At 69.5% G+C, this 26,466-nt stretch carries 25 protein-coding genes and 1 pseudogene; 4 read left to right on the top strand and 22 right to left on the bottom strand.

Annotated features, from left to right (window positions below; genetic code table 11):
• Positions 1-42: 42 nt before the first annotated feature.
• From GT347_RS02090 to GT347_RS02080, 3 genes are read right to left on the bottom strand one after another with little or no spacing between them, the layout of a single operon-like run.
• On the bottom strand, positions 43-465 hold the full coding sequence (locus GT347_RS02090) for an RNA-binding S4 domain-containing protein (protein WP_160550401.1): 423 nt from the start codon (positions 463-465) through the stop codon (positions 43-45).
• 34 nt (positions 466-499) lie between these two features.
• Complete coding sequence (locus GT347_RS02085; RefSeq protein ID WP_229722621.1) at positions 500-1,948, bottom strand: sensor histidine kinase; 1,449 nt, start codon at positions 1,946-1,948, stop codon at positions 500-502.
• Positions 1,949-1,952: 4 nt separating this feature from the next.
• Complete coding sequence (locus tag GT347_RS02080; RefSeq protein ID WP_160550400.1) at positions 1,953-2,657, bottom strand: response regulator; 705 nt, start codon at positions 2,655-2,657, stop codon at positions 1,953-1,955.
• 130 nt (positions 2,658-2,787) lie between these two features.
• Here GT347_RS02080 and GT347_RS02075 point away from each other — a divergent pair, with 130 nt between their 5' ends.
• From GT347_RS02075 to GT347_RS02060, 4 genes are all read left to right on the top strand, one after another.
• The gene (locus GT347_RS02075; RefSeq protein ID WP_160550399.1) at positions 2,788-3,747 is read left to right on the top strand and encodes a Bug family tripartite tricarboxylate transporter substrate binding protein; all 960 of its coding nucleotides are present in this window, start codon (positions 2,788-2,790) and stop codon (positions 3,745-3,747) included.
• A gap of 91 nt (positions 3,748-3,838) precedes the next feature.
• On the top strand, positions 3,839-4,378 hold the full coding sequence (locus GT347_RS02070; protein ID WP_160550398.1) for a tripartite tricarboxylate transporter TctB family protein: 540 nt from the start codon (positions 3,839-3,841) through the stop codon (positions 4,376-4,378).
• A 34-nt stretch (positions 4,379-4,412) separates the two neighbouring features.
• Positions 4,413-5,933: a tripartite tricarboxylate transporter permease gene (locus GT347_RS02065; RefSeq protein ID WP_160550397.1), complete on the top strand. Its 1,521-nt coding sequence runs from the start codon at positions 4,413-4,415 to the stop codon at positions 5,931-5,933.
• 231 nt (positions 5,934-6,164) lie between these two features.
• Positions 6,165-7,442 (top strand): sensor domain-containing phosphodiesterase, encoded by a 1,278-nt coding sequence (locus GT347_RS02060; RefSeq protein ID WP_160550396.1) that lies wholly within the window; start codon positions 6,165-6,167, stop codon positions 7,440-7,442.
• A 30-nt stretch (positions 7,443-7,472) separates the two neighbouring features.
• On the opposite strand, the gene GT347_RS02055 is transcribed toward GT347_RS02060, so the two are convergent.
• The 19 genes and pseudogenes from GT347_RS02055 to GT347_RS01965 form a co-directional block, all read right to left on the bottom strand.
• A complete protein-coding gene (locus GT347_RS02055; protein ID WP_160550395.1) occupies positions 7,473-7,892 on the bottom strand; it encodes a putative toxin-antitoxin system toxin component, PIN family in 420 nt (139 codons plus the stop codon).
• A 12-nt stretch (positions 7,893-7,904) separates the two neighbouring features.
• Positions 7,905-8,141 (bottom strand): DUF2281 domain-containing protein, encoded by a 237-nt coding sequence (locus tag GT347_RS02050; protein WP_160550394.1) that lies wholly within the window; start codon positions 8,139-8,141, stop codon positions 7,905-7,907.
• Positions 8,142-8,248: 107 nt separating this feature from the next.
• Entirely contained in the window at positions 8,249-9,562 is a 1,314-nt protein-coding gene (locus tag GT347_RS02045; protein ID WP_195812389.1) for a TRAP transporter large permease, read from the bottom strand.
• Positions 9,563-9,577: 15 nt separating this feature from the next.
• Entirely contained in the window at positions 9,578-10,120 is a 543-nt protein-coding gene (locus GT347_RS02040) for a TRAP transporter small permease subunit (protein ID WP_229722616.1), read from the bottom strand.
• Between the two features lie 5 nt (positions 10,121-10,125).
• Entirely contained in the window at positions 10,126-11,043 is a 918-nt protein-coding gene (locus GT347_RS02035; protein ID WP_160555181.1) for a TRAP transporter substrate-binding protein, read from the bottom strand.
• A gap of 208 nt (positions 11,044-11,251) precedes the next feature.
• On the bottom strand, positions 11,252-12,496 hold the full coding sequence (locus GT347_RS02030; RefSeq protein ID WP_407704131.1) for a methyl-accepting chemotaxis protein: 1,245 nt from the start codon (positions 12,494-12,496) through the stop codon (positions 11,252-11,254).
• A gap of 119 nt (positions 12,497-12,615) precedes the next feature.
• Positions 12,616-13,470: a hypothetical protein gene (locus GT347_RS02025; RefSeq protein ID WP_160550393.1), complete on the bottom strand. Its 855-nt coding sequence runs from the start codon at positions 13,468-13,470 to the stop codon at positions 12,616-12,618.
• Positions 13,471-13,543: 73 nt separating this feature from the next.
• Positions 13,544-14,515, bottom strand: a complete 972-nt coding sequence (locus tag GT347_RS02020) for a tripartite tricarboxylate transporter substrate binding protein (RefSeq protein WP_160550392.1) — start codon at positions 14,513-14,515, stop codon at positions 13,544-13,546.
• Between the two features lie 6 nt (positions 14,516-14,521).
• The gene (locus GT347_RS02015; RefSeq protein ID WP_160550391.1) at positions 14,522-15,346 is read right to left on the bottom strand and encodes an SDR family NAD(P)-dependent oxidoreductase; all 825 of its coding nucleotides are present in this window, start codon (positions 15,344-15,346) and stop codon (positions 14,522-14,524) included.
• 17 nt (positions 15,347-15,363) lie between these two features.
• The gene (locus GT347_RS02010) at positions 15,364-15,879 is read right to left on the bottom strand and encodes a carboxymuconolactone decarboxylase family protein (protein WP_160550390.1); all 516 of its coding nucleotides are present in this window, start codon (positions 15,877-15,879) and stop codon (positions 15,364-15,366) included.
• Between the two features lie 32 nt (positions 15,880-15,911).
• Positions 15,912-16,712 (bottom strand): SDR family NAD(P)-dependent oxidoreductase, encoded by an 801-nt coding sequence (locus tag GT347_RS02005; protein WP_160550389.1) that lies wholly within the window; start codon positions 16,710-16,712, stop codon positions 15,912-15,914.
• A 22-nt stretch (positions 16,713-16,734) separates the two neighbouring features.
• The gene (locus tag GT347_RS02000) at positions 16,735-17,724 is read right to left on the bottom strand and encodes a tripartite tricarboxylate transporter substrate binding protein (protein WP_229722614.1); all 990 of its coding nucleotides are present in this window, start codon (positions 17,722-17,724) and stop codon (positions 16,735-16,737) included.
• A 95-nt stretch (positions 17,725-17,819) separates the two neighbouring features.
• Positions 17,820-18,716 (bottom strand): LysR family transcriptional regulator, encoded by an 897-nt coding sequence (locus GT347_RS01995; protein ID WP_160550388.1) that lies wholly within the window; start codon positions 18,714-18,716, stop codon positions 17,820-17,822.
• A 13-nt stretch (positions 18,717-18,729) separates the two neighbouring features.
• Positions 18,730-19,518 (bottom strand): IclR family transcriptional regulator, encoded by a 789-nt coding sequence (locus tag GT347_RS01990; protein WP_160550387.1) that lies wholly within the window; start codon positions 19,516-19,518, stop codon positions 18,730-18,732.
• 49 nt (positions 19,519-19,567) lie between these two features.
• Complete coding sequence (locus GT347_RS01985) at positions 19,568-20,338, bottom strand: arginyltransferase (RefSeq protein WP_160550386.1); 771 nt, start codon at positions 20,336-20,338, stop codon at positions 19,568-19,570.
• Positions 20,335-21,087, bottom strand: a complete 753-nt coding sequence (gene aat, locus GT347_RS01980; protein WP_160550385.1) for a leucyl/phenylalanyl-tRNA--protein transferase — start codon at positions 21,085-21,087, stop codon at positions 20,335-20,337. The genes GT347_RS01985 and aat overlap by 4 nt, the downstream gene beginning before the upstream one ends.
• Before the next feature lie 240 nt (positions 21,088-21,327).
• Positions 21,328-21,882: pseudogene (locus GT347_RS01975) on the bottom strand (RNA recognition motif domain-containing protein); the annotation flags it as partial.
• 174 nt (positions 21,883-22,056) lie between these two features.
• Positions 22,057-25,221: a CusA/CzcA family heavy metal efflux RND transporter gene (locus tag GT347_RS01970; RefSeq protein ID WP_160550383.1), complete on the bottom strand. Its 3,165-nt coding sequence runs from the start codon at positions 25,219-25,221 to the stop codon at positions 22,057-22,059.
• 8 nt (positions 25,222-25,229) lie between these two features.
• Positions 25,230-26,465, bottom strand: coding sequence for an efflux RND transporter periplasmic adaptor subunit (locus GT347_RS01965; protein ID WP_160550382.1), 1,236 nt, complete (start codon positions 26,463-26,465; stop codon positions 25,230-25,232).
• Position 26,466: the final 1 nt, after the last annotated feature.

Here is a 26,466-nt window from a genome sequence, read left to right as displayed (position 1 = left end):
TTGTTGTTGGTGGGCGGACGGGATGAGGGGAGGGCGCAGCGATCAATCGACCGAGGCGCTCCAGCGGTCGCCCCAGCCGGCGCTGCCGCCCGCATCCATGGCACGACGGTCGCGTTTGGTGGGACGTCCCTGGTCGCGGCTGGCACCGGGCTCGGGGGCCAGGCGCTGGGATTCTGCAAAGGCGGCACGGGCGGCCAGGCTTTCGGGGGTTTCTTCGTAGAGCTTCTGGGCGACCGGCGCGGGGCCACGCTGGGCGCTGAGGCCGCGCACGACGACCGTGCGTTGCTGCGGCCCCTGGCGCAGCACCACGGTATCGCCGGGCCGCAGCTCGCGCGAAGGTTTGGCGGCCGCGCCATTGACCTGCACCCGGCCCTTGCCGATTTCTTCCACGGCCAGGGACCGGGTCTTGAAGAAGCGGGCGCTCCACAGCCATTTGTCGAGGCGCAGCGTATCCAGTGGCGTCATCTGCTTATTGTCCCAGACTGGGCGCCCGCGCCTGTCAGACGGCGGCGTGCGCGGCCATCGGCAGGCGCACCGTCACATCGAGGCCCGACACGGCCCCGTCCGGCTCCCGGCGATCCAGCAGCTCGATGCTGCCGCCGACCGAACGCACGATCTCCTGGCAGATCGCCAAACCCAGCCCGGTGCCGCCCGAGCTGCTGCCGGCCGCGAAGGGCTGGAACAGGCGTCCGCGCAGTTCCTCGTCGATGCCCGGGCCGCTGTCGGCCACGGTCAGCACCGCTTCGCGGCCCTGCTGCTCCACCCGCAGCTGCAGGGCGGCGCCGGGCGGCGTGTGGCGGATGGCGTTGTGCAGCAGGTTGCGAGCGAGTTCACGCTGCATCCATTCGGCCGCGGCGACCGGGGTGGCGACGGTGGCGATGGAGAAGTCCAGGTCGCGCGCGGCGATCAGCGGCGACATCTCCAGCGCCAGCTCGCGCACGATGGCGCCCAGGTCGTGCGGGCCGTCGTGCTCGGCCGGTTCGTGCCGGGCCTGGTCGACCCGGGCCAGGGACAGCATCTGCTGCGCCAGCGCGGTGGCGCGGTCCACCGTGGCGCCGATCTCGTGCAGCGCATCGGTCGGCGCCACGTCGCCGCGCAGGGCGGACTGCACTTGGACCTTCAGCACCGCCAGCGGCGTGCGCAGCTGGTGGGCGGCGTCGCGCATGAAACGGCGCTGCTGGTCGAGCTGGTGGCGCAGGCGGCGCATCACCTGGTTGGTGGCGTCCACCACCGGCAGCAGTTCGCGCGGCGCGTCGCGGGCGGCCAGCGGGCGCAGGTCGCCTTCGCTGCGTTCGCGCAGCTCGGTGCTGAGCTGGCGCACCGGCCGGGTGGCGCTCTGCACCACCACCACCACCACCAGGCCGATCACCAGCACCAGCACCGCCTGGCCGGTGAGGGTGTCGATCAGGATCTGCTGTGCCAGGCCGCGCCGCAGCTGCAGGGTCTCGGCCACCTGGATCACGGCGATCGCATGGCCCCGGCTGCTGGAGACCGGCTGCAGCAGCACCGCCACCCGCACCGCGCTGCCGCGGAATTCGGCGTCGTAGAAATCGACCAGCGCGGCATAGGGCGGGCGGTCCGGGATGCGGCCGCGCCACAGCGGCAGTTCCTCGTAGCCGGAGACCAGGCGGCCGTTCTGCTCGGACACCCGGTAGAAGAGCCGGCTCTGGTTGTCCGCTTCGAAGATCTCCAGCGCCGAGTAGGGCACGGTGGCGCGCAGCCGCGCGGCATTGCCGTCGCCCTCGACTTCGAGCTGTTCGCCGATCGACTTGGCCGAGGCCAGCAGGGTGCGGTCGTAGGCGGTGTTGACGGCGTCCAGCGCCTGCCGGTAGAGGGCGGCCGTGTTGAAGCCGATCAGAACCACCAGCGGCAGCAGGATGCCCAGCAGCAGCCGGCGGCGCAGGGAGCGCGCCCTGGCCTTGGGTAACACCTGCTCCGCGGGCGCCACAGGCTCAGCCCTCCAGCTTGAGCAGATAGCCCAGGCCGCGCAGCGTCATCAGCGCGGTGCCGGTGCCGGACAGCTTCTTGCGCAGGCGGTAGGCCACCACCTCGATGGCCTCGTACTGCACCTCGGTCTCGCCGGGAAAGACAAGTTCGAACAGCCTTTCCTTGGCCACCGCCCGGCCCGGCTGCAGGATCAGCGCCTGCAGCAGGGCCAGCTCGCGCGGCGCCAGCTCCATCGGCTCGCCGCGGCAGTAGATGGCGCCGCTGAACTTCTCGTAGCGCAGGCTGCCGGCCTGGTAGACGCCGGGGTCGGCATCGGCGGCACTGTTGCCGCCCTGGCCGCCGCCCGCGGGCGCGCGGCGCCGGGCGATGGCGCGGATGCGCGCTTCCAGTTCGTCCAGGTCGAAGGGCTTGGGCAGGTAGTCGTCGGCGCCGGCGTTCAGGCCCATCACCCGGTCGCCGACGGTGGCGCGGGCGGTCAGCAGCAGCACGGGGGTGAGCAGGCCGCGGCGGCGGCCGGCGGCCAGCACCTCCAGGCCGTCGAGGCCGGGCAGGCTCAGGTCCAGCACCAGGATGTCGGGCGGCTCGGCCGCCCAGGCATCGAGCGCCTGGCGGCCGTCGCCATGCTCCACCACCTCGAATCCACGGCGCAGCAGCGTGCGCGCCAGGGCGGCGCGCAGTCCGGGATCGTCTTCCACCAGCATCAATCGCATGGGCGGGACTGTAGCCGGCCGGCAGATCGCGGGCTTTCCCTAGTGCGGCGGACAGCCAAATGACAGGCGCCGACAGCATCATCGCGCTCGTCCCGAGAAAAGACCTCTGACCCCATCCAGGAGACTGCCCATGCGTCGCGACCAATTCCTCAAGGCTGTTGCCGCCCTCGCCGCGGCCGGCGCACTGCCGCTGACGGCCCGTGCGGCCACCAACATCAAGATGATGATTCCGGCCAACCCCGGCGGCGGCTGGGACCTGACCGGCCGCGCCTTCGGCAAGGCCCTGCTCGAAGCCAAGGCGGCCGACACGGTCACCTACGACAACAAGGGCGGCGCCGCCGGTGCCCTGGGCCTGGCACAGTTCGTCAACGGCAGCAAGGGCGATCCCAACGCGCTGATGGTGATGGGCGCCGTGATGCTCGGCGGCATCATCACCGGCAAGCCGCCGGTGAGCCTGGACAAGGCCACGCCCATCGCCCGCATCACCAGCGAATACAACGCCTTCGTGCTGCCGGCCAACTCGCCCTTCAAGACCATGCAGGACGTGATCGCCCAGCTCAAGAAGGACCCGGGCAGCGTGAAGTGGGGCGGCGGCTCGCGCGGCTCCACCGAGCATGTGGCCGCGGCCATGATCGCGCAGAAGGTGGGCGTGGACCCGGCCAAGATCAACTACGTGGCCTTCCGGGGCGGCGGCGAGGCGGTGGCGGCCATCCTGGGCGGCAACGTCACCGTGGGCGGCAGCGGCTACAGCGAGTTCGCCGAGTACATCACCGCCGGCAAGATGAAGCCGATCGCCGTGACCTCCGAGCAGCGCCTGTCGGGCGTGAACGTGCCGACGCTCAAGGAACTGGGCATCGACGTGGTGATCGGCAACTGGCGCGGCGTGTACGGCGCCCCCGGCATCACGCCCGAGCAGCGCAAGAAGCTGACCGACGAAGTGCTGAAGGCGCTGGACACCCCCGCCTGGAAGGACGCCCTGCAGAAGAACGACTGGACGCCCGCCGTGCTCAGCGGCCCGGCCTTCGAGAAGTTCGTGACCGATGAGTTCGCCAGCCTGCGCGACATCATGACCAAGTCCGGCATGGTGTAAGCCACCGGCCCGCACCCCGCCCGGACGCCGCGCCCCTGCGCGGCGTTTTGGCGGGCGCTTTCCGTTTTCCCCGTCTGCACAGAACCCCACCATGACAACACACGCCGACACCCCCTCCACCGCCGACAGGCCCGCCGCCGGCTGGCCGCAGACCGCCGTCGGCATCGGCGTGCTGCTGACCGCGCTCGGCCTGGGCTACGGCGCGATCGACATCTCGTCGGACGCCGGCTATGGCGGCGTCGGCCCCAACTTCCTGCCCTGGCTGGTGTCGGTGGGCCTGCTGCTGTGCGGCTTGCTGATCGTGTGGGAAGCCCGCACCGGCGGCTTCCGGCAGATGGAAGCGGCGCCGGGCGCCGAGCGCGCCTACTGGTTCGGCTTCGTCTGGGTGTCGGCCGGCCTGCTGCTGAACGCAGCGCTGATCACCACCATCGGCTTCATCCTCAGCTGCGTGCTCTGTTATGTGTTCGCCTGCCAGGGCCTGCGCCGCTCCAGCGGCCAGCAGGCCGGCACGCCCAGGGTGCTGCTGACCGACGTGATCGCGGGCTTCTGCATCTCGGCCCCGGTGTTCTGGATGTTCACCCAATTCCTCGCGATCAACCTGCCGGGCCTGACGGCCTCGGGCTGGTTCTGATCCCCGGCGACACGCAGCAAGAGACAACAAGATCATGGATATCTTCAACGCCCTGATGCACGGCTTCGCCGCCGCCATCACCCCGATGAACCTGCTGTGGTGCCTGGTCGGCTGTGCCCTCGGCACGGCGGTCGGCGTGCTGCCCGGCATTGGCCCGGCCACCGCCGTGGCCATGCTGCTGCCGATCACCGCCAAGGTCGACATGACCGCGTCGATGATCTTCTTCGCCGGCATCTACTACGGCGCCATGTACGGCGGCTCCACCACCTCCATCCTGCTCAACACCCCGGGCGAGACCGCCAGCATGGTGACCGCGATGGAAGGCAACAAGATGGCCAAGAGCGGACGGGCCGGCGCGGCCCTGGCCACCTCGGCCATCGGCTCCTTCTTCGCCGGCACCATCGCCACCGTGGTGGTGACGTTGTTCGCGCCCTTCGTGGCGGAGTTCGCCGTCAAGCTCGGCCCGCCGGAGTACTTCCTGTTGATGGTGCTGGCCTTCACGACGGTGAGCGCGGTGCTCGGCCAGAGCACGCTGCGCGGCATGACCGCGCTGCTGATCGGCCTGGCCGCCGGCCTGGTCGGCCTGGACCAGATCTCCGGCCAGGGCCGCTACACCGGCGGCCAGCCGGAGCTGCTGGACGGCATCGAGATCGTGCTGGTGGCCGTGGGCCTGTTCGCCGTGGCCGAGGTGCTCTACGCGGTGCTGTTCGAAGGCCGGGTGGCCGAGTCGCAGAACCGCATGAGCAAGGTCCACATGAGCGCACGCGACTGGAAGCGCTCGGTGCCGGCCTGGATCCGCGGCACGCTGATCGGCACACCCTTCGGCTGCATCCCGGCCGGCGGCACCGAGATCCCGACCTTCCTCAGCTACGCCACCGAGAAGAAGCTGGCCAAGGGCGAGGACCGGGCCGAGTTCGGCACCAGCGGCGCCATCGAAGGCGTGGCCGGCCCCGAGGCCGCCAACAACGCCACGGTGACCGCCGCGCTGATCCCGCTGCTGACCCTGGGCATTCCCACCAGCAACACCACCGCCATCCTGTTGGGCGCCTTCCAGAACTACGGTATCCAGCCCGGCCCGCAGCTGTTCACCAGCTCGGCCGCCCTGGTCTGGGCGCTGATCGCCTCGCTCTACATCGGCAACGTCATGCTGCTGGTGCTGAACCTGCCGATGGTCGGCCTGTGGGTGAAGCTGCTGAAGATCCCCAAGCCGCAGCTCTACGCCGGCATCCTGATCTTCGCCACCGTCGGTGCCTACGGCATGCGCCAGAGCGCCTTCGACCTGTTCCTGCTCTACGCCATCGGCGTGCTGGGCGTGGTGATGCGGCGCTTCGATTTCCCGACCGCACCGGTGGTGGTCGGCATGATCCTGGGCCCGTTGGCCGAGGCGCAGCTGCGCAACGCCATGTCGATCGGCGAGGGCAGTGCGGGTGTGTTCTTCCAGCGGCCGATGTCGATCGGGCTGATCGTCATCATCCTGGCCGTGCTCATCCTGCCGCGCCTGATGAAGATGCGCGCCAGTCGGCAGGAACGTGAGGCCCTGCGCGCCGCGGGCTGAGTTTTTCCGCGCCACCTGAAAAAGCGACCATCCGATTCGGGTGGTCGCTTTTTTATTGGGTGAGCGCTTGCCCGCGATATTCGGCCCGAATCAGCGTGCATCTTTCTCTCGAAGTGACGGAGATATATCGCCAAGCTTGTGCGGGTCATATATGAACCCGTGTCCAGCCCCCTGGTTTTGCCACTACAGTCATTTATCCGTCGCGCCGATCAAAGATCCTCGGAGTCGTATATGTCTGTACCCAACGCCCAAAATCTCTCTGACGCGATCACCTCGATTTTCGACGAGGAGACCGGCTCGGCCAGTATCGACAAGGCGCTGCGCGCCATGCGCAAGCACCTGGCGATGGACGTGGCTTTCGTCTCCCAGTTCGGCGGCACGGACCGGGTGATGCGCCATGTGGACGACGACGGGCGCGACCTGCTGCAAAAAGGCATGTCCCTGCCGCTGGACGTGGGTTATTGCCGCCATGTGGTCGAGGGCCGCTTGCCCGGCCTGATTCCCGATACCGCCGCCGTGCCGCTGGCGATGGAGATTCCCGAGACCCTGTCCCTGCCCATCGGCGCGCACCTGAGCGTGCCGATCTGGCTGAGCGACGGCTCGCTCTACGGCACCCTGTGCTGCTTCAGCCACGAGCGCAACGACACCCTGACCCAGCGCGACCTGCAGTTCATGAACGTGTTCGCCGACCTGCTCGGCGACAAGCTCGAAAGCGATATGCATGCCGAGCGCCAGAAGAGCGAAATGCGCAGCCGCATCGAGCGGGTGTTCACCCATGACGAGCTGTCGGTGGTCTACCAGCCGATCTACAGCCTGGACGACGGCACCGTCTCCGGCATGGAGTGCCTGTCGCGCTTTCGCGGTGGCTTCCATGCCACGCCGGACAAATGGTTCGCCGACGCGGCCGAGGTGGGCATGGGCCCGCGGCTGGAAGCCCACGCGATCCGCCGGGCCCTGGCGCAGATGGATGCCGTGCCGCCGGAGGTCTACCTGGCGGTCAATGCCTCGCCCGGACTGTTCACCAGCGGCGAACTGGCCCGTGCGGTGGAGGGCGTGGACCCGAACCGGGTGGTGCTGGAAGTGACCGAGCATGCCAGCGTGGACGACTACCGGCGCCTGTGGAACTCCCTGGCCACCTGGCGCAACCGCGGCATGCGCATCGCCATCGACGATGCCGGCGCGGGTTACTCCAGCATGCGCCACATCCTGGATCTGCAGCCCGAGTACATCAAGCTCGACATGAGCCTGGTGCGCAACATCGACTCCGACGCCCGCCGCCGCGCCCTGGCCGCCGCCCTGATCGCCTTCGCCCGCGAGATCGGCAGCGCGGTCACCGCCGAGGGCGTGGAGACCGAGGCCGAACTGCAGACCCTGCGCCAACTCGGCGTGGACAAGGTGCAGGGCTTCCACATGAGCCGCCCGGTGCCGGTGCTGCAGGCGGCGCTGCTGGCCGAGCAGGCGCGCGAGCGTGCGGTGCTGGCCAGTGCGGTGGTGGGCGGCAGGGCCTGAGGGCCCGCGTTGCTCTGCGCGGTTCCCGCCTCAGGCCTGCAATGCCAGGCGCTCCCAGGCCTCCCGTGCTGTCAGGATGGGGATGCCTCCATGGCTGCCCAGAGGCAGAAGATCGCGCCGATCTCCCGAGGCGATCAGGTCGGCCGCGCCGGCCACGGCCGCAGCCACCACATGATCGTCGTCGGGGTCGGTGGGCACCACACGGGGCACTAGGGTGGGCGTGACGATCAAGGCCAATTGCCGCAGATCGGCCACGATGTTCTCGGGTGTGCGCCCCGCCAGGCGGCTGGCGAACTTGGGGCGCGACAGCACGCGTTGCAACTCGGCGAGCAGGACTTCGCTGGTGCACATTTCGAACTCGCCTGCACGCGCGGCCTGCAGCAGTTGCCGTGGCAGGCCCGCGGAAATCACGCTCGAGACGAGAAGATTGGTATCGAGGACGAGGCGCATGGGCCGCGATGCTCAAGCGCCGTGGCGGCGTTCCTGGCGGTCGGCCTGAATTTCGGCCTCGATCTCGTCCTCGGACAGGGGCGGTAAACCCAGGGCATCGATATGGGCGAGGGTGCCGCCCAGCCGCACGGCAGCGGCTGCGCGCTCTTCGCGTGCGGTGAGGAAATCAACAAAGTCCACCACCTCGGCCACGCGGCCGGGCGGCAACTTCTTCAGGCGTTCGATCAGGCGGGCCTCGATGGCGGTCATGGTCTGGTTCCTTGGAGTCCTGGAAAACACGGGCACACCGGGTTGTACCGCAGCTTGCCCGCCTTTGGAAAAGTTCCACGGGAAAAGCCAGACTTCTGGATGCCGCCCTACTTGTCCACCCCCATCACCACATTGGGCAGCACCGTCACGATCTGCGGAAACAAGGTGATCAGCCCGATGCACACCACCAGGCAGACGAAGAAGGGGATCGAGGCCTTGGCGATCAGGTTGCTGTCCTTGCCGGTCATGTTCTGCAGCACGAAGAGGTTGAAGCCCACCGGCGGCGTGACTTCGGCGATCTCCACCAGCAGCACGATGAAGATGCCGAACCAGACCAGGTCGAAGCCCGCCTTCTGGATCATGGGCATCACGACCGCGCTGGTCAGCACGATCATGCTGATGCCGTCGAGCGCGGTGCCCAGCACCAGATAGACCACCACCAGCGCCGCGATCAGCGCGTAGGGCGACAGGTGCATGCCGTCCACCCATTCGGCCAGCTCGCGCGGGATGCCGGTGAAGGCCATGGTCTTGGTCAGGAAGGCGGCGCCGGCCAGGATGAACATGATCATGCAGCTGGTGCGGGTGGCGCCCATCACGCCGGCCCTGAAGTTCTCCCAGGTCAGGCTGCGTCCCCAGGCGGCGATGGCCAGCGAGCCGAGCACGCCGAAGGCGGCGCATTCGGTGGCGGTGGCCCAGCCGGCCACCAGCACCCAGACGATGAAGACGATCAGCAGAGAGCAGGGAATCAGGTTGCCCGATGCCTTGATCTTCTGCAGGAAGGTGGTGGGCGGGTCGGCCGGCGGCACCTTGTCCGGGTTGCGCAGGCTCCACCAGCCGATGTAGCCGGAGAACAGCAGCATCAGCAGCGCGCCCGGCAGGAAGCCGGCCAGGAAGATGCGGATGATGGAAGCATCGGCCGCCACCGCGTAGACCACCATGGTGATCGAGGGCGGGATCAGGATGCCCAGCGTGCCGGCCGTGGCCAGCGAGCCGATGGCCAGGTTCTCGTCGTAGCCGCGTTTCTTCAGCTCCGGCAGCGCCACCTTGGCGATGGTGGCGCAGGTGGCGGCGGACGATCCCGAGACCGAGCCGAACACGCCGCAGCCCAGGATGGTGGTGTGCATCAGCCGGCCCGGCACGCGGTTGAGCCAGGGGCGCAGGCCCTCGAACATCTCCTCGCTGAGCTTGGTGCGGAACAGGATCTCGCCCATCCAGATGAAGAGGGGCAGGGCGGCCAGCTCCCAGGAGGCGTTGGACTCCCAGAAGGCCGAGAACAGGTTCTTGCCCGGCAGGGTGTTGGTGAAGAAGGCCTGGCCGACCCAGCCGACGATGGCCAGGGTCATCGCGATCCAGATGCCGCCGGCCAGCAGCACGAGCATGACGATCAGCAGCAGCGCGCCGATCAGGAGGGTTTCGAGCATGGGGTTCCGGGAAAGCTAGACGTCGGAGGAGAAGTCGCCGGCTGCATGCCGTTCTTCGATGGCTTTTTGGTAGCTGGGAACGCCGCCCTGGAGCACCGTGACCAGTTCATCGATCACGGCCGCCAGCAGCAGCCAGGAGCCGACGACGAAGGTGGCCTGCGGGATCCAGATCGGGATCACCACCAGGCCGGTGGCCATTTCGGCGTATTCGTAGCTCTCCCAGGTGAAGGCGGTGGCCGACCAGGCGAGGTAGGCCACCGACACGGCGGCGACCGCCAGGCCCACCAGCTCGAAGACGCGCCGGGGCGCGGGCGGGAGCTTCTCCAGCAGCAGGGTCACCCGCACGAAATCGCCATGGCGAAAGGCATGCGCCATCGCCAGGAAGGCGGCCGAGGCGCAGAGCCAGGCCACCACATCGTTCACGCCGCTGACCCGCAGATTGAACTGCCGGCCCACGCCGCCCACGATCATCAGCACGAAGATGAGCACCACGCAGAAGGCGCCCAGGGCGCCGGCCGCATCGATCACGCGGCCGATGCCGCGTCGGAAGCTGGCCACGGCGCTTACTTCTTGGCGCGGTATGCGTCGACGATGGCGGCGCCGTCGGAGCCGGCGACCTTCAGCCAGTCGGCCTGCATGATGCCGCCGACCTGGCGCATGTCCGCATCGAGCTTGGCCGAGGGCTTGAGGATCTTCATGCCGCGTTCGGCCAGCAGGCGTTTGTATTCGCCGTTCTTCTCCTCGGCGACCTTCCAGCCGCGCACCTCGGCCTCGGCGGCCACCTTGGTCACGGCGGCCTGGGTGGCCGAGTCGAGCGCGGCGAAGGCCTTGGCGTTGACCAGCACGATGTTCTTGGGGATCCAGGCCTGGGTGTCGTAGAAGTTCTTGATGTATTCGTAGGTCTTGGTGTCGTAGCCGGTGGAGCCCGAGGTCATGAAGGCCTCGATCACGCCGGTGGCCATGGCGGCGCTGAGTTCGGCCTGCTGGATCTGCACCGGCTGCGCGCCGATCAGCTCGGCGATCTTGGCGGTGGCCGGGCTGTAGGCACGCCACTTGATGCCGCGCAGGTCGGCCACGGAGCTCACTTCACGCTTGCTGTAGAGGCCCTGCGGCGCCCAGGGCACCGAGAACAGGATCTTCATGCCCTGGGCGGCCAGCAGCTTCTCGGTGGCGGGCTTGGAGGCGTCGTAGAGCCTGCGGGATTCGGCGTAGGTGGTGGCCAGGAAGGGCACGCCGTCCAGCGCGTAGACCGGGTTTTCGTTGGCGAAGTTGGCCAGCAGGATCTCGCCGGCCTGGGCCTGGCCGCTCTGCACCGCACGCTTGATTTCCGGCGCCTTGAACAGCGAGGCGTTGGCATGCACCGTGATCTTGAGCTTGCCGCCGGTGGCGGCATCCACGTCCTTGGCGAACTGCACGATGTTCTCGGTGTGGTAGTTGCTGGCCGGATAGGCGGTGGGCAGGTCCCAGCGGGCCTGGGCCATGGCGCAGGCGGCGCCCAGGCCGAGCAGGGCGGCGGTGGCGATGCGAAGGGACGTCAGTCGATAACGGTTCACTACAAGCTCCTGCAAAGGGATGGGATGCGGTCGAAAAAAAGGGGCCCGTCCGCTTCAGGGACAGGCCCCTGAACCTAAACGGTGCATGGGCGTGGCAGTCGCAATATCGATGCCAGTGGCGCTGCGGGCCGGTGTGTCAGGCGATGGCCAGCACGCCGGGGCGGGCGGCGGGCGGGCGCCGGGCGGGCGGGGGCGGGGCGGGGGTGTCGTCGTCGTCGAGCTTGAATTCGCCGACGGCGCTCTTCAATTCGCCGGCCTGTTCCGACAGGGCGGTGGCGGCGGCCGCGGCCTGCTCCACCAGGGCGGCGTTCTGCTGGGTGACGCTGTCCATCTGCGAGATCGCCTCGTTGACCTCGGCGATGCCGGTGCTCTGCTCGACCAGCGCGCCGGAGATCTCGCCGAGGATGGTGCTGACGCCGCGCACCGCGCCGACGATCTCCTGCATGGTGCTGCCGGCCTGGCCGACCAGGGCCGCGCCGTTCTCCACCTGCGAGACCGAGTTGGCGATCAGCTCCTTGATCTCGCGCGCGGCCACCGCGCTGCGCTGCGCCAGGCTGCGCACCTCGCTGGCCACCACCGCGAAGCCGCGGCCCTGCTCGCCGGCCCGGGCGGCTTCCACGGCGGCGTTGAGCGCCAGGATGTTGGTCTGGAAGGCGATGCCCTCGATCACCTGGATGATGTCGACGATCTTGCGCGAGCTGCCGCTGATGGCGGTCATGGTGTCGACCACCCGGCCGACCACCTGGCCGCCGCGCTCGGCGATGCCGGATGCATCGACCGCCAGGCCGCTGGCCGAGCGGGCCCGGTCGGCGTTCTGCGCCACGGTGGCGGTCAGCTCTTCCATGCTGGAAGCGGTCTGCTCCAGCGAGGAGGCCTGCTGCTCGGTGCGCTCCGACAGGTGGCGGTTGCCGCTGTCGATCTCGCCCGAGGCCAGGGCGATGGCCGAGGTGGAGCTGGCGATGCGGCCGACCAGCTCGGTGAGCGTGTCTTCCATGGTGCCGAGGGCGCCGAGCAGCCGGCCGAAATCGCCGCCGCGTTCGGTGGAGAACTCCTGGCTGAGGTCGCCGGCGGCCACCGTCTCGGCGATGTAGATCGCCTCGTTGAGCGGGGTGACGATGCTGCGCGACAGGGCCAGGGCAAAGGCCGAGGCGATGGCCAGCGCCAGCAGGCCCAGTCCGATCAGCTGCAGCCGGGCCGCATGCACCTCGTCCGCCACGGCCACCGCGGCCGAGGCCTGGCCGGCGGTGCGCGCCAGGGCCTGGGATTCCTGGCCCACCGAGCCCAGATGGAACAGTGCGATGGCGATCAACGCCGCCATGAGTGCCAGCAGGACGCCAAAGCCCAGGGCCAGCCGCGACCCGATCTTCATATTGTCAAACACGCTCTCTCCTCGGAATGCCCGGTTGTCGAGGAAATATAGCGTTCGGGCCGTCGCGGAAAAGCCGACGCACGCCGCGTTCATCTGCGGGCTTACCCGCATTCCATGCAGGGGCGGCGGTGTTAAGGCGGGGTTTGCTGCAGCCGCGCGTATTCCTTGCGTTTCATCGCCAGGTAGTCGTCGCGCTCGACCTCGTGCAGCTGCTTGGCGTACTGCTCGGTGGCGTCGAACCAGCTGGCGGCGCGGGCCTCGCGCTGGGCGCTGGAGGGGGCGGCGAGGAAGCTGTCGATCGCCAGGTAGTAGCGCATGGTGTTGCGCTCCACCACGCCGCGGATGCCGCCGCTGGTGAAGCCGGTCTTGTCGCGGCCCAGGGTGCCCAGGTAGGCCTGCATGGCGAGCCGGGCCGCTGTGCCGTAGGCGTAGGAGTAGCCGAGGTGGATGAAGGTCTTGCCGCCGGCCAGCGGTATGGCCTGCAGGCCGATGCGGTAGTCGTGGGTGGAGAGCGGGCCGTCCTGGGCGCTCAGGCGCACGTCGAGCAGGCGATCGCTGGCGGTGGCCAGGTTGAAGACGAAGGCGACCTTCTGGGCCTGTTCCAGCGGCTGGTCGAACTTGCGGCCCACGCTCACGGCCAGGCTGGTGCCGCCGCCGGCCGGCTGGGGCGCGCAGTACTTGGTGTTGAGGTGCAGCATCAGCACCTCGCACCAGTTGGCGGGGCTTTGCAGGGCGGTGGAGACGGCGGCGAAGGGCCGGTCCAGCACCGCGTAGATGTTGCCGGCGAGCTGGTCCTTGTTCTCGGAGGATTCCAGCGCCAGCGGGCGGCCGAAGGGGTTGTTGCGCAGGGCGTCGCCCAGGCTGTCGTAGCGCTGGCGCAGGCTGTCGGCATCGGCCGCGGCGGGTGTCTGGGCGAAGGCGAGCTGGCAGGCAAGCAGGCCGGCGGCCAGCGCGGCGATGAGACGCAAGGGGGAGGGCAGGTGCATGGCGAACCATGCTAGGGGGGCGCGAGGGGCCGGGCGCGAGGACTTGTAACCGCCGGCTCGGCGCCCGCCGGGCTCATTCCACCTTGATCTTCAGGGCCGTGACCGTCTCGTGCCAGGCGGCGATCTCGGTGGCGATCCGCTGGCCGAAGGCCGCGGGCGTGCCGCCGGCCGGCATGGCGCCATCGGCCTTGAACTTCTCGGCGGTGGCCGGCAGCAGCAGGATCTTGCCGACCTCGCTGTTGATGCGCTGCACGATGGGCGCGGGCAGGCCCTTGGGGCCGATCAGGCCGTACCACAGCGTCACGTCGTAGCCGGGATAGCCGCACTGGGCGATGGTCGGCACCTGCGGCAGCGAGGCGATGCGCTCCGTGGTGGTGACGGCCAACGCGCGCAGCCGGCCGCCTTCCACATGCGGCAGGGCACTGGCGGTGGCGGCGAAGTACACATCGACCTGGCCGCTCATCACATCGGTGAGCGCGGCGCCGCCGCCCTTGTAGGGGATGTGGTTCATCTGCACGCCGGCACGGCGGGCGAACTGCGCGGCGGCCAGGTGCAGGGCGCTGCCCTGGCCGGAGGAGGCATAACTGATCTCGCCCGGCCGGGCCTTGGCGGCGGCCACCAGGTCGGCGATGGTCCTGATCGGCGAGGCCGGATTCACCACCACCAGCAGCGGGCCGGCGGACATCTGGCCGATCGGCGTGATGTCGCGCACCGGGTCGAACTTCAGCTTGTACAGGCTGGGGTTGACGGTGTAGCTCGACGAGATCAGCGTGAGCACGCTGCCGTCGGCCGGCGAGGCCAGGCCCACATCCACGCCGATCAGGCCGCCGGCGCCGGCGCGGTTGTCCACGATCACCGGCTGGCCGAGGGCGCCGGTCAGCATCTGCGCCATGTAGCGGGCCAGGATGTCGGCCCCGCCGCCGGGCACGTAGGGCACGATGATGCGCACCGGCTTGTCGGGGTAGCCGGCGGCCCGGGCCAGCAGGGGCGCGGCGGCGGTGGCCAGCAGGCCGCGCCTGGCGAGGGAGAAGGGGATGTCTCGCATGGTGCCTCAGCCGCAGCGCACGCTCATGCCGCCATCGACGATGAGTTCGGTGCCGGTGATGAAACGGGCTTCGTCCGACGCCAGGAAGAGGGCGGCGGCGGCGCTGTCGCGGCCGTCGCCCATGAAGGGCAGGGGGATGCGCGCCTGGCGCTGGGCCAGCAGGGCTTCCACATCGCCGCCTGCCCGCTGGCCGGCCAGCCGCACTTCCACCATGGGTGTGTGCAGCTGCCCCGGCACGACGGTGTTGACGCGGATGTTGCGGTCGGCGTACTGGATCGCCATCACCCGCGACATCTGGATGACCGCCGCCTTGGTCGCCGCATAGGCCACCTGTGCCGCGCCGGTCCAGCGCAGGCCGGAGGTGGAGGACATGTTGACGATGGCGCCGCGCCCTTGCCGCTCCATGTGCGGCAGGACATGCTTGCAGCCGAGGAACACGCTGGTGAGGTTGTGGGCGATCTGGGCGTTCCAGACTTCCTCGCTCATTTCCACCGGGCCGCCCTTGGCCGAGCCGCCGACGTTGTTGACCAGCACGTCGATGGCGCCGAAGCGTTCGATGCAGGCGGCCACGGCGGCTTCGACCGAGGCGCTGTCCGTCACGTCGCAGCTGCCGGTGACCAGGGTGCCGCCGGCCGCGGCGACGCGTTCGGCCGTCTCCTCCAGCCGTCCCGCATCGCGGTCGGTGGCGAAGACGAGGGCGCCTTCCTCGGCGAAACGCACGGCCATGGCGCGGCCGTTGCCCCAGCCCGGGCCGACCGAGCCGGCGCCGCTGACGAAGGCCACGCGGCCCTTGAGGCGGCCGGAGGGGTTGTAGTTGAAGTCGGTTGTCATGTGCGGGCTTCCGGGTCTCAGTGGCCGATGTGCAGCGCCACGAGGAAGCGCGACACCATGTTGTAGGCGGCGATGGTCACCATGGCGTCCACCACCTGGCGTTCGTCGTAGAGGGCGCGCACCCGTTCGTAGAGGGCGTCGGGCACGTCGAGCTGGCGGGTCATGGCGTCGGTCAGCTCGATCAGCACCTGTTCGGCTTCGCTGAGACCTTCGCCGATGCGGCTGTCGTCGTCGAGTGCGTCGATCTTGGCCTGGGTGGCGCCGGCCTTCAGCGCGATCGGCACATGGGCGTCGTACTCGAAGCGGGCGTGGTTGAGCACGGCCACCCGCACGATGACCAGCTCGCGCACGTCGTCCGGCAGGGTGTTGTGGCGGCGCACGGCGGTGAGCATCTTTTCCCAGCCGGCCGCCATCGGCGGGCTGTTGAGCAGCACCTGGTAGAGCGGCGAGATACGGCCGCGCTGCTGGGCGATGGAGGCCTCGATCTCGGCGAGTTCCGGCCGGGTGCCGGGTTCTATGGGGGCGATGCGCATGGCTAGTCTTGGTCGGTAGTTGGGGGAAGGGATCAGCCGCGCTTGAGCAGCAGGCCGCCATCGACCGGCAGCAGCACGCCGGTGATGTAGCGGGCCTCGTCGGAGGCCAGGAAGACGGCGGCGTTGGCCACGTCCAGTGCCGAGCCCATGAAGCCCATGGGCACCAGCTGGTCGCGTTCGGCGCGCACCACGCTGCGGTCCACGCCGCGCTCCTGGGCGCGGCGCTCGATGGCCATGGGGGTGTCGATCAGCCCGGGCACGATCACATTGGCGCGCACGCCGTGGGCGGCGTTCTCGAAGGCGATGTGCTGGGTGAGGGTGTTGACCGCGCCCTTGCTGGTCTTGTAGGTGACGGTGGGCCGGCCCGACAGCGAGGAGGTCGAGGAGATGTTGATGATGCTGCCCCCGCCCTGCGCCACCATGTGCGGCAGGGCGTGTTTGCAGGTCATGAACATGCCCTTCAGGTTCATCTGCATGATGGCGTCCCACATGTCGGCGTCCATCTCGGCGGTCTTCTTGTCGCCCTTGGAGCGGCCGACGTTGTTGTGCAGGATGTCGATGCGGCCGTAACGCTCGATGCAGGCGGCAATGAGGGCGGCGCAGTCGGCCTCGCGGGTGATGTCGGCCACGAAGGTGGAGGCAGTGGCGCCCAGGGCCTGCACGGCTTTGCGCGTGTCATCGGCCCAGGCTTCGTTGATGTCCACCAGCAGCAGCGTGGCGCCTTCCTCGGCGAATCTTTCGGCGGTGGCGCGGCCGTTGCCGGGCGTGCCGCCGGGCTGCTGGCCTGCGCCGACGATGACGGCGATCTTGCCGGCGAGTCTCTGGGATGGCATGGGGTCTGGTTCCTTTTGAGGTTCAGTCGACGGTGATGTGGCCATCCACGATCACCTTGTGCCAGCGGCCTTCCTCGGCGCGCTCGAAGGCGGTCATTTCCTGCGGCGTGTTCACCGCCACGCTCAGGCCCTCGGCCTCCACGCGTTTCCTGAACTCCGGCGCATCGGCGGACTTGCGCACCGCCGCGTTCAGCCGCGCCAGCAGATCCGGCGGCGTGTTGCCGGGCGCGTAGAGGGCGTACCAGACATCGGCCTCGTAGCCCGGCACCGTCTCGGCGATGGTGGGCACGCCCTTGAACACGGCCGAGCGCTGGGCCGAGGTGATGGCGATGGCGCGCATCTTTCCGGAATCGACGAACTTGCCGGTGCCGCCGGGCGTGCCGAAGACGAAATCGATCTGGCCGCCCAGCAGGTCGGTCATGGCGGGGCCGGCGCCGCGGTAGGGCACATGGGTGATGTCGATGCCGGCCAGGCTCTTGAAGAGTTCGCCGGCCAGGTGCACGGCGGTGCCGTTGCCGGACGAGCCGTAGGTGAGCTTGCCCGGACGGGCCTTGGCCTCGCGGATCACGTCGGCGATGGTCTTGTAGCGGCTGTCGGGCCGCGACACCAGCACGTTGGGGCCGCGGCAGACCAGGGCCAGCGGGCTGAAGTCGCGCACCGTGTCGTAGGGCAGCTTGCGGATCAGCGTGGCGTTGATCGGCAGGGCCGAGGTGGTCAGCAGCAGGGTGTAGCCATCGGGCGGCGACTTGGCGACGGTGTCCGAGCCGATGACGGTGCCGCCGCCGGGCTTGTTGTCGATGATGAGCGGCTGGCCCAGCTCGCGGCCCATGCCTTCGCCGAGGGTGCGGGCGACCAAGTCGGTGCCGCCGCCGGCCGGGAAGGGCACGACCAGGCGGATGGGCCGGGAAGGAAAGGCATCGGCGGCCAGCGCGGGTGCGGCCAGGCCCGATGCGGCCATGGCGGATGCGGTGGCGCGCAGCAGCACGCGCCGGGTCAACGGTCGTTCGATCACGTTCTTGTCTCCAGATTTATGGAGCAAGTCTAGGAAGCGAGAACGCTCGTGCTATGAAATTTGGGAAAAGCTCCGTTTCCCACCGGAGCGCGGTTTCAGGGCGGCGGCTCGTCCGCGCGGCTCTGCAGCTGCTGCAGGAAAGCCTTGCCGGCGGACGACAGCTTGGCCGCATCCCGCACGCAGATCCACATCTGCCGGTGCGCCCAGGCGTCCGTCATGGGGATCACCGCCAGCCCCATGCGTCCGGCATGGTGGCGGGCGATGGCCGAGGGCACGATGGCCACGCCCAGGCCCTCGCGCACCAGGCCGCAGCGGGCTTCGGGATTGGAAACCTGCGCCCGCACCCGCAGCGGCCGCGACAGGCCGGGGCCGATGAGCAGCAGGAATTCCTCCAGGCTGTGGCGGGGGAAGAAGCCGAGGAAGTCGTAGTCCAGCGCATCGTCCAGGGCCACGCTGCTGCGTCCGGCCAGGGGATGGCCGAGCGGCACCACCAGGGCTTCCAGGTCGCTGCGGTAGCGCATCGAGACCACGCCGGCTGCCGGATGCGCGGCGTGGTAGAGGCCGATGTCCGCCTCGCCATCGGCGACCAGGCGCGGCACGTCGTAGCTGAAGGCCTCGGTCAGGTCGATGCGGGCGCCGGGCGCGACCTGGGCGAAGGCGCTGATCTCGCGCGGCAGGAACTGCTGCACGGTCGATGAGTTGGCCACCAGCCGGATCTGCGGCAGGCCGCTGGCCGAAAACGCCGCCAGCGAGGTGCGCGCCTGGCCGACCTGGCGCAGGATGGCGCGCGCTTGCTGGTAGAGCACCTCGCCGGCCGGCGTGGGCGTGACGCCGCGGCCGTGCCGATCCAGCAGCTTGACGCCCAGGCGCCGCTCCAGTTCCGAGATGCGTTTGCTGGCCGCCGAGGTCACCAAGCTGGCCCGCTCGGCGGCGCGCGAGAGGCTTTTCTCTTCGACCGCCGCGACGAAGATCTCGAGCGTGCCGAACTCCATGGACCGCGCGGCCTCAGGCCGCAGCCGGCGGCTGGTGGCCGAGCGAGGCGGAGATCTCGCGTGCGGTGGATTCGAGCTTGGCCAGCCAGCCCTCGTCCAGTCGGTCGGCGGGGGAGGAGATCGACAGGCCGGCCACCAGCTTCTGCTGGTCGTCGTAGATGCCGGCGGCCATGCAGCGCACGCCGAGTTCCAGCTCTTCGTTGTCGCGGGCGGTGCTGTACTGGCGCACGCGGGAGAGTTCGCGCTCCAGCACCGGCAGCTCGGTGATGCTGTTGCGGGTGTGGCCGGCGAGGCCCGTGCGGGTGGCGTAGGCGCGCACCCGCTGCACATCGTCGGCCGCCAGGAAGAGTTTGCCGACCGAGGTCAGATGCAGCGGCGCCCGGCCGCCGATGGCGCGCACCACCTGCATGCCGGAGCGCTCGCTGTAGGAACGCTCGATGTAGACGATCTCGTCGCCCTGGCGCACGCTGAGGTTGACCGGCTGCTGGATCAGCCGATGCAGCTCGCGCATCGGCCCCAGCGCCGCGTCGCGCACCGACAGCCGCGCCTTGACCAGGTTGCCCAGCTCCAGCAGGCGCATGCCCAGGCGGTAGTAGCCCGACTCGGGGCGGTCGACGAAACGGCCGGTCGCCAGGTCGTTGAGGATGCGGTGGGTGGTGGAGGGATGCAGGCCGGTGCGCTCGCTGATCTCCTTGAGGGAGATCGCTTCCTCGCGCGAGGCCAGCACGTCGATCAGCGAGAACATGCGCTCGAGCACCTGCACGCTGGGGGTGGCTGGAACGCTGCTGTCTGTTTTTTTCATGGGCGAACCAAACGGAGCCTTCGGATGGTCTGCATTTTATAAGGTGAAATCAGCCGGTGTCACCGGAGGGCTCCGGCGCCTCGGCCGGGGCCTCGCGCCACTCGCCCGCCACCAGCAGTTCGTGCGGGCGAAAACGGGTCTTGTAGCGCATCTTGTCGCTCTGGGCGATCCAGTAGCCCAGGTAGACATAGGGCAGGCCCAGGCTGCGCGCCTGGGCGATCTGCCAGAGCACGCCGTAGGTGCCGTAGCTGGCGGCGGGGTCGGGGTCGTAGAAGGTGTAGACGGCGGAGATGCCGTCGTCCACCACATCGACGATGGCCACCATGCGCAGGGTGCCGAGCTGGCCTTCCGGGGCCGGCTCGCGGAACTCCACCAGCCGCGAATTGACACGGCTCTGCAACAAAAACTGGGTGTACTGGTCGATGCTGTCGTGGTCCATGCCGCCGCCGGCATGGCGGCCGTTCTGGTAGCGCAGGTAGAGCTGGTAGTGCTCGGGGATGAAACACAGGCGCAGCACCCGCTCCTGCAGGCCGGCATGGCGCGACTGGGCGCGGCGCTGGCTGCGGTCGGGGTGGAAGTCGGCCACCCGCACCCGCAGCGGCTGGCAGGCCTGGCAGCCGTCGCAGTAGGGCCGGTAGGTGAACATGCCGCTGCGCCGGAAGCCCTTGGCGATCAGCTCGCTGTAGATGTCGTTGTGGATCAGGTGCCCGGGCGTGGCCACCTGCGAGCGCGCCTGCCGGTCCGGCAGGTAGCTGCAGGGGTAGGGCGCCGTTGCGTAGAACTGCAAGGCGTGGAGGGGAAGTTCCTTGAGCTGCGTCACGCGGTGGCCGGGCGGGAAAGGAGCGAATCCCAGTATACGGTTTCGAATTTCCACGTGGGCGCCGGGTCCCGGGCCCGGGCGGCTACTTCGGCGGCGAAAGAATCCCGTGCGATTTCGGCGGCGCCGAGCGAGGCCAGATGGCGGGTGTTCTGCTGGCAGTCGATGGTGGGAATGCCCTGCGCCAGGCAGAAGGCGACCAGGCTGGCCAGCGCGATCTTGGAGGCATCGGTGCGGCGCGCGAACATCGATTCGCCGAAGACCGCGCCGCCCACGTTCACGCAGTACAGGCCGCCGGCGAGTTCGCCGTCTATCCAGGTCTCCACGCTGTGCGCATGGCCGGCGCGGTGCAGCGCGGTGTAGGCGCGCACCATCTCCGGCAGGATCCAGGTGCCGTCCTGGCCGGCGCGCGGCGCGGCGGAGCAGGCGGCGATGACGGCGGCGAAGTCGTGGTCGAAACGGATCTCGCAGCCGGGCGTCTGGCCGAAGGCCAGCAGGGTCTTGCGCAGGGAGCGATGCAGGCGGAAGTTGGCGGTGCGCAGCACCATGCGTGGATCGGGGCTCCACCACAGGATGGGTTGGCCCTGGCTGAACCAGGGAAAGATGCCCGAGCGGTAGGCGCGCAGCAGATGGGCCACGTCGAGCGCGCCGCCGGCGGCCAGCAGGCCGGGCGCCGGGGCGTCCGGCCCCCAGGCGCTGGCCAGGGGCGGAAAGCCGTCGCCGGGCTCCAGCCAGGGCAGGGGATGTTTCATGGCCGCCAGCCCTGGATGGCCATTGCCCGGAACAAACGCAGTGCGAGGCAGCAGGTTTTCATGCGCGATTCTGGCCGATAAAAAGCGACGGGTTCCAAAACGGAAAAAGGCTCCGAAGAGCCTTTTGTCTGTGCAGGAAGCGAGAGCTTAGTAGCTGTCGTCTTCGCCGCCGGCGCTGCGATCGCGCTCGCCGCCGCGGTCACGGCCGTAGCCGCCGCGGGGGGCCGCATTGCCGCCGCCGTAGCCGCCGGCATTGCCACCACCGTAGCCGCCACCAGCGTTGCCGCCGTAGCCGCCGCCGGAGTTGCTGGCGCCGTAGCCGCCACCACCGCTGTTGCCGCCACCGTAGCCACCGCCGCCGCCGCTACGGCCACCGCCGTAACCGCCGCCGCCGCCACCACCGTAGCCGCCACCACCGCCGCCGCCGCTGCGGCCACCGCCGCCGTAGCCGCCGCCACCGCCGCCGTAACCACCACCACCGCCGCCGTAGCCGCCACCGCCGCCACTGCGGCCGCCGCCGCCGTAACCGCCGCCGGCAGGACGGGGTTCCATCGGACGTGCTTCGTTCACGGTGAGTGCACGACCGTCGAGTTGCTTGCCGTTCATGCCTTCGATGGCGGCGAGCGCCTCGTCGTCACTGCCCATTTCCACAAAGCCGAAGCCCTTGGAGCGGCCGGTTTCGCGTTCCATCATGACGCGTGCGCTGACGACGGCGCCGAATTGACCAAACGCATCTTGCAGATCGTTGTCGCGGATTTGGTAGGACAGATTGCCTACGTAGAGTTTCTTGCCCATTAGGACCCAATTGAACCTGATTAATATGCGATGGAGTCCCGAACCAAAGCAAGATGCCCTGTAGCTAGAAACGATCCGATCACTGGCGGTGCGCAGCTGGCGCGCGCAACGGGTTGCATTATCCGTGTGGAAGCGGCTTTTTTCCGTTGCCTGCGAAGAATATTTCGGAAAAGCTCATGCGTCATGGTTTTCCCGTGCTGCGCCAGACCATTTTTCCGCAGCGCGATGCGCCATCCGGTAGAGCAGGGGCAGCACCAGCAACGTCAGCGCGGTGGAGGAAAGAATGCCGCCGATCACCACCGTGGCCAGCGGCCGCTGCACTTCCGCGCCGGTGCCGGTGGCCAGCGCCATGGGCACGAAACCCAGCGACGCCACCAGGGCCGTCATCAACACCGGCCGCAGGCGCGAGAGTGCGCCTTCACGCACCGCCACCTCCAGCGCCGCGCCTTCCTGCCTCGCCTGGCGCACGAAGCTCAGCATCACCAGCCCATTGAGCACCGCCACGCCCGACAGCGCGATGAAGCCCACCGCCGCCGAGATCGACAGCGGTATGCCGCGCAGCCACAGCGCCAGCACCCCGCCGGTCAGCGCGAAGGGAATGCCGGTGAAGACCAGCAGCCCGTCGCGGACATTGCCGAACATCGCGAACAGCAGCACCAGCACCAGGCCGAGTGCCAGCGGCACGACCAGCCGCAGCCGCTGCGATGCCGACTGCAGGTTCTCGAACTGCCCGCCCCAGCCGATCCAGTAGCCGGAGGGCAGCGGCAGCCGGCCGACCGACTCGCGCGCCTCGGCCATGAAGGAGCCCAGGTCGCGGCCGCGCACATTGGCGCTGACGACCACCCGGCGCTTGCCGTCCTCGCGGCTGAACTGGTTGGGTGCGGCGGCCGTCTCCAGCGTGGCGATGTCGCCGAGCGGAATGAAGCGCGCCCGGCCAGGGTTCTCGCCCGATGCGGGCAGGGCGATCGGCAGGCGCCGGATCGCTTCCGGATCGCTGCGCGCCGCATCCGGCCAGCGCACCACGATGGGAAACCGCCGGTCGCCCTCGAAGACCAGCCCCGCCGGCCGGCCGCCGACCGCGATGGCCACCGCCTCCTGCACCTCGCCCAGGTTCAGGCCGTAGCGCGAGGCCTTGGCCCGGTCGATCTCCACGCTCAGCATCGGCAGGCCGCTGGTCTGCTCCACCTTCACCTCCGCCGCGCCGGGCAGGCGGGAGAGTGTCGCGGCGATGCGCTGGGCCGTGGCTTCGAGCGTGGCCATGTCGTCGCCGAAGACCTTCACCGCGACATCGCTGCGCACGCCCGAGATCAGCTCGTTGAAGCGCAGCTGGATCGGCTGCGAGAACTCGTAGGCATTGCCCGGCAACTGTTCCACCGCCTCCTCGATCGCATCCCGCAGCTGCGCCCGGCTGCGGCGCGGCTCGGGCCAGTCGGCCTCGGGCCTGAGCATGATGTAGCCGTCCGAAATGTTGGGCGGCATCGGGTCGGCCGCCACTTCGGCCGTGCCGGTGCGGGCGAAGACCCGCTCGATCTCCGGGAACTTCGCCTTGAGCGTGCTTTCGATCTGCTGCTGCATGGCCACCGACTGGCTCAGGCTGGTGCCCGGCAGCCGCAGCGCCTGCAGGGCGAAATCGCCTTCGTCCAGGCTGGGCGTGAATTCGGTGCCCAGGCGGGTGGAGAGCAGCCCCGCCAGCAGCACCGAGGCCAGGGCCAGCGCCAGCACCACGGCGGGCGTGCGCAGCGTCCAGTCGAGCAGCGGCGCGTAGGCGCGGCGGGCCAGGCGCATCAGGCGGTTTTCGGTCTCGGGTCCGCTGTCGCGGATCAGCAGGGCGACGGCCGCCGGCACGAAGCTGATCGACAGCAGCATCGCGCCCAGCAGGGCGATCACCACCGTCAGCGCCATCGGGTGGAAGAGCCGGGCCTCCACGCCGCCCAGCGCGAAGATCGGCAGGTACACCACCATGATGATGGCCTGGCCGAAGATCAGCGGCCGGCGTGCCTCGCGGGCCGCCTCGAAGACCTCGTCGAAACGCTCCTGCCGCGTCAGCGCACGGCCGGCGGCCGAGCGTGCATGGGCCAGGCGGCGCAGGCAGTTCTCCACGATCACCACCGCGCCATCGACCACGATGCCGAAGTCCAGCGCGCCCAGGCTCATCAGGTTGGCGCTGATCTTCTGGCTGGCCATGCCGGTGAAGGTGAACAGCATCGCCAGCGGAATCACCGCCGCCGCGATCAGCGCCGCGCGGAAGTTGCCCAGGAACAGGAACAGCACCACCACCACCAGCACCGCGCCTTCGAGCAGGTTGGAGCGCACGGTGGCGACGGCCTTGTCCACCAGCACCGTGCGGTCGTACACCGTGACCGCCTTCACGCCGGGCGGCAGGTTGCGGTTGATCTCGGCCAGGCGCTTATCCACCGCACGCGCCACGGTGCGGCTGTTCTCGCCGATCAGCATGAAGACGGTGCCCAGCACCACTTCGCGGCCGTTGTCGGTGGCGGCACCCGTGCGCAGCTCGTGGCCCAGGCCCACGGTGGCCACGTCGCGCAGGCGCACCGGCACGCCGTCCACGCTGCGCAGCACCAGCTCGGCGATCTCCCCGGCCGAGCGCAGCTGGCCGGGCGCCCGCACCAGGTACTGCTCGCCGCGGCGTTCTATATAGCCGGCGCCCACATTGCCGTTGTTGCGCTCCAGGGCTTCGACCAGCGCCGCCAGGCCGATGCCGTAGGCGGCCAGCTTTCCGGGATCGGGGGCGACCTGGTATTCCCGGGCGAAGCCGCCGATGGTGTTGACCTCGGTCACGCCCTTGACGGTGCGCATCTGCGGCCGGATCACCCAGTCCTGGATCTCGCGCAGATCAGTCGGCGTGTAGGGCTGGCCGTCGGGGCGGCGGGCGTTCTCCTCGGCCTCCACCGTCCAGTGGTAGATCTCGCCCAGGCCGGTGGAGATGGGGCCGATGGCCGGGCTGCTGCCGGCGGGCATGGCTTCGCGCGCCGCCTGCAGGCGTTCGCCGACCAGCTGGCGGGCGAAGAAGACATCGCTGCGGTCGTCGAAGATGGCCGTCACCTGCGACAGCCCGTAGCGCGACAGCGAACGTGTCTGCTGCAGCCCCGGCAGCCCGGCCAGGGCGGTCTCCAGCGGGAAGGTCACACGCTGCTCCACCTCCAGCGGCGAGAAGCCGGGCGCGGCGGTGTTGATCTGGACCTGGACGTTGGTGATGTCGGGCACCGCGTCGATCGGCAGGCGCTGCAGGCTGAACACGCCCAGCGCGGCCATGGCGAGCACGCCCAGCATCACCAGCCAGCGTTGGGCGATGGCGGTGCGGATGATTTTTTCGAACATGCCGCCTCCTAGTGCCCGTGCGAAGCCGAGCCCTTGCCCTGCTGCGCCTTCACCACGAAGCTGCCGGCGCCGGCCAGCTGGGTGCCGGCGGCCAGGCCCTGGACGATCTCGGTGCGCCCGCCGCCGCTGCGCCCGGGCGTGACCGGGCGCGGCATGAAGCCGCCCTCGACCTTCTCGAAGACCAGGCTGCGGCCGTCCGCCGTCTGCAGGGACTCGCTGGGCACGCTCACCGCCACCTCGGCGGCGGACTGCTCCAGCTCCACCGTCACGAACAGCCCGGGCCGCCAGGCCAGCTGCGGGTTGGACAGGGTGACGCGGGCGACCGCCGTGCGTGTCTGCTCGCCGAGCAGCGATCCCACATAGGCGATGCTGCCGCGGGCGCTCTGGTCGAAGGAGGTGGCGCGCACGGTCACCGGCTCGCCCACCCGCACCACACCGAGCTGGCTGGCGGGCACGGCGATCTCGGCCCAGACATGGGAGAGATCGGAGAGGGTGAAGACATTGGCGTCCTCGCGCACCGATTCGCCGAGTGCCAGATGCTTCTCCACCACCATGGCGTCGAATGGCGCACGCAGCTCGTAGCGCGCCAGCTGGCCGGCAGCGCCCGAGGTGGCGGCGCCCAGGGCGCGCAGCTTCTGGCTGATGTTGGCGACGGCGATATCGGCCTCCTGCCGCGCCTGGCGGGCCTGCAGATAGTCCTGCTCGGCGGAGATGCGGTCGCGCCAGAGCCGCTCCTCGCGTTCGGCCGTGGTGCGGGCCAGGGCGGCGCGCTGGCTGGCCGCCAGCAGCTCGCTGCGCAGTTCCGAGAGCGTGGTGCTCGACAGCACCGCCAGCACCTGGCCCTTCTTCACCTGCTGGCCGAGCTGAACGCCCACGCTGTCGACCACGCCGGCCACCCGGGGCACGACATGGGCGGTGCGGTCTTCGTCGAAACGGATCTCGCCGGGCAGCTGCAGGCTGCTGGCGATGCGTGCCGGGCCGGCGCTGGCCAGGGTGATGCCGGCGGCGGCGAGCTGGGCATCGGGCAGGGCGATCAGGCCGGGCGTCTCGCCGGCATGCGGCTCGTCCTGGTGCTCCTGGTGGTTTTCACCGGCCGGGTGTTCTTCTTCGTGCTCGGCGCCCGGCGTGCCGGTGCGCAGGATGAGCACGGCGGCCACGGCCGTGAGCAGCAGGATCAGCAGTAGGACGAGCGCCTGGCGCCGGGCGCGCGGAGCCTGCAGGATGCGGGAAAAAAGCAAAGGCATG

The sequence above is a fragment of the Xylophilus rhododendri genome (assembly GCF_009906855.1).
Classification (GTDB): Bacteria; Pseudomonadota; Gammaproteobacteria; order Burkholderiales; family Burkholderiaceae_C; genus Xylophilus; species Xylophilus rhododendri.
Note: the sequence above shows the minus strand (reverse complement) of the source record. Positions and strands in the feature narration are given on the sequence as shown.

Excerpts from the sequence above, each read along its gene's own strand:
- aat (WP_160550385.1), bottom strand. The coding sequence starts at position 21,087 with ATGAAACATCCCCTGCCCTGGCTGGAGCCCGGCGACGGCTTTCCGCCC.
- GT347_RS02075 (WP_160550399.1), top strand. The coding sequence starts at position 2,788 with ATGCGTCGCGACCAATTCCTCAAGGCTGTTGCCGCCCTCGCCGCGGCC.
- GT347_RS01990 (WP_160550387.1), bottom strand. The coding sequence starts at position 19,518 with ATGAAAAAAACAGACAGCAGCGTTCCAGCCACCCCCAGCGTGCAGGTG.
- GT347_RS02055 (WP_160550395.1), bottom strand. The coding sequence starts at position 7,892 with ATGCGCCTCGTCCTCGATACCAATCTTCTCGTCTCGAGCGTGATTTCC.
- GT347_RS02090 (WP_160550401.1), bottom strand. The coding sequence starts at position 465 with ATGACGCCACTGGATACGCTGCGCCTCGACAAATGGCTGTGGAGCGCC.
- GT347_RS01965 (WP_160550382.1), bottom strand. The coding sequence starts at position 26,465 with ATGCCTTTGCTTTTTTCCCGCATCCTGCAGGCTCCGCGCGCCCGGCGC.
- GT347_RS01995 (WP_160550388.1), bottom strand. The coding sequence starts at position 18,716 with ATGGAGTTCGGCACGCTCGAGATCTTCGTCGCGGCGGTCGAAGAGAAA.
- GT347_RS02065 (WP_160550397.1), top strand. The coding sequence starts at position 4,413 with ATGGATATCTTCAACGCCCTGATGCACGGCTTCGCCGCCGCCATCACC.
- GT347_RS01970 (WP_160550383.1), bottom strand. The coding sequence starts at position 25,221 with ATGTTCGAAAAAATCATCCGCACCGCCATCGCCCAACGCTGGCTGGTG.
- GT347_RS02010 (WP_160550390.1), bottom strand. The coding sequence starts at position 15,879 with ATGCGCATCGCCCCCATAGAACCCGGCACCCGGCCGGAACTCGCCGAG.
- GT347_RS02035 (WP_160555181.1), bottom strand. The coding sequence starts at position 11,043 with ATGGCCCAGGCCCGCTGGGACCTGCCCACCGCCTATCCGGCCAGCAAC.
- GT347_RS02070 (WP_160550398.1), top strand. The coding sequence starts at position 3,839 with ATGACAACACACGCCGACACCCCCTCCACCGCCGACAGGCCCGCCGCC.
- GT347_RS02060 (WP_160550396.1), top strand. The coding sequence starts at position 6,165 with ATGTCTGTACCCAACGCCCAAAATCTCTCTGACGCGATCACCTCGATT.
- GT347_RS02015 (WP_160550391.1), bottom strand. The coding sequence starts at position 15,346 with ATGACAACCGACTTCAACTACAACCCCTCCGGCCGCCTCAAGGGCCGC.
- GT347_RS02005 (WP_160550389.1), bottom strand. The coding sequence starts at position 16,712 with ATGCCATCCCAGAGACTCGCCGGCAAGATCGCCGTCATCGTCGGCGCA.
- GT347_RS02025 (WP_160550393.1), bottom strand. The coding sequence starts at position 13,470 with ATGCACCTGCCCTCCCCCTTGCGTCTCATCGCCGCGCTGGCCGCCGGC.
- GT347_RS02045 (WP_195812389.1), bottom strand. The coding sequence starts at position 9,562 with ATGCTCGAAACCCTCCTGATCGGCGCGCTGCTGCTGATCGTCATGCTC.
- GT347_RS02050 (WP_160550394.1), bottom strand. The coding sequence starts at position 8,141 with ATGACCGCCATCGAGGCCCGCCTGATCGAACGCCTGAAGAAGTTGCCG.
- GT347_RS02020 (WP_160550392.1), bottom strand. The coding sequence starts at position 14,515 with ATGCGAGACATCCCCTTCTCCCTCGCCAGGCGCGGCCTGCTGGCCACC.
- GT347_RS02080 (WP_160550400.1), bottom strand. The coding sequence starts at position 2,657 with ATGCGATTGATGCTGGTGGAAGACGATCCCGGACTGCGCGCCGCCCTG.